At 74.3% G+C, this 1,766-nt stretch carries 1 protein-coding gene; it reads right to left on the bottom strand.

All coding sequences use genetic code 11. The features are described from left to right. The coding region (locus ACZ4MO_RS18770; RefSeq protein WP_499279410.1) for an Ig-like domain-containing protein at positions 1 to 1,766 on the bottom strand (1,766 nt) is incomplete at both ends.

Below are 1,766 nucleotides of genomic sequence, written 5' to 3'. Positions count from 1 at the left end.
CCGACCTGGTCGCCGTCGGGGTCGGTGTCGTTGGCCAGCGCCGCGACCGAGACCGTGCGCCCCGGACGCACCGTCACCTCGTCGTCCACCGCGACCGGCGACTGGTTGCTCTCGCCCGGCCGCGCGATCCCCACCCGCACGGTCCCGGTCGCCGTCGCCCCGCGGGCGTCCAGGACCGTGTACGTGAAGGTGTCGAGACCGGTCGCGTTCTTGGCGGCCACGTACTCGAGGAAGCCCTCGACGACGCTCGCGGACCCCTTCGCGGGCGGCGCCGCCACCCCCGTCACCTGGACGGAGTCGCCGTCGGGGTCGATGCCGTCCAGGGGGACGGCGATGCGCACGCTGGACCCGGACAGCACCCGGGCCTCGATCTCGCGCGGCTGCGGCGGGGCGTTGTCCTCCCCGTCACGGATCCGGATCGTGACCTGGGCCGAGTCCTCCTGCCCGTTCGCGTCACGCACCCGGTAGATCGCGTACGCCGTGCCCGCCTCCGGGCCCGCCTTGAACCGCAGCGTGTCCTCCGAGACGAACGCCTCACCCAGCGCCGGGTCCACGTCCTGCTCCAGCTCGGGCTGCAGGAACAGCTCCAACCCGTCCGGGTGCGTGTCGTTCTTCAGCACCGGGACCGTCACCACGTCCCCGGCGTGCACCGTCACCTCGTCCGCCACCGCGTTCGGCGGCTGCAACCGCGTCGGCGCCGGCACCGGCACCACCCGCACCTCGCCCACGGCCGACTCCGTGCCGTTCGACACGGTGTAGGCGATGCTGACGGGGCCGTCGAGCCGCCGCAGCTCCGTGACGCGGAGCATCTGGTGCCCGAGGACGGCCACCGAGACGCCCGCGTCCGCCGGGACCGAGACCGACTGGACCACCAGGACGCCGCCCGCCGGGTCGGTGTCGTTCGCGAGCACGTCGACCAGGGTCGAGCCGCCGGTGGGCAGCAGGGCCGTGTCGGTGACGACGATCGGGGCGCCCTCGGCCGCCGACGGCGGCAGGACGTCGACCCGGACCAGGCCCGTCGTCGCGTTCGGGCCGTCGGTCACCTGGTACGTCAGGTCGTAGGAGCGCGGCTCCATCGAGAGGAACGTGAACGTGCCCGCGTCGTAGTTCGGCGTGATCTGCGCCGGCGCGGACTCCGACACCGACGCCAGCCGCAGCTCGTCCCCGTTCGGGTCGGTGTCGTTGCGCAACGGCTCCACCGTCACCGGCTGCCCCGCTGGCACCACCACGTGGTCGCTCACCGCGACCGGCGGCTGCGGACCCGGCACCACGTCGACCAGCAGCTTGCCCTCGAACACGCCGCCCTGGCCGTCCGCCACGGTGACCGTGACGATCTTGCGACCCGTCGAGCCGCCGCCGTCGCGCAGCTCGACCGTGCCGTCGGGGCGCGAGCGCACGTCGTCGCCCGCGACCGTCGCGGCCGCCGAGGCGAGGTAGAGGTCGTCGCCGTCCGGGTCCTTGAAGTACGGCAGCACCTTGATCGACGCCGTCCCGCCCTGCTCCACCCGGACCACGGGGTCGCCCGTCTGCTCCGGCGGCGCGTTCTCGCCCCAGGGCGAGACGCGCAGCGACACCGAGGCCTCCGCGGTCCCGCCGCGGCCGTCGGAGACGGCGTACCGGAACGAGCCCTCCCCGGTCGCGTCCTCGGGCACGACGGCCTGCAGCGCGGCACCGCCCATGATGGCCTGCACCGTCGCGTTCGACGGCGAGTCCCCGGCCAGCGACGCCGTCATCACGTCCCCGTCCGGGTCCACGTCGTTGCCCAG

The organism is Sphaerisporangium cinnabarinum (assembly GCF_055567015.1).
Note: the sequence above shows the minus strand (reverse complement) of the source record. Positions and strands in the feature narration are given on the sequence as shown.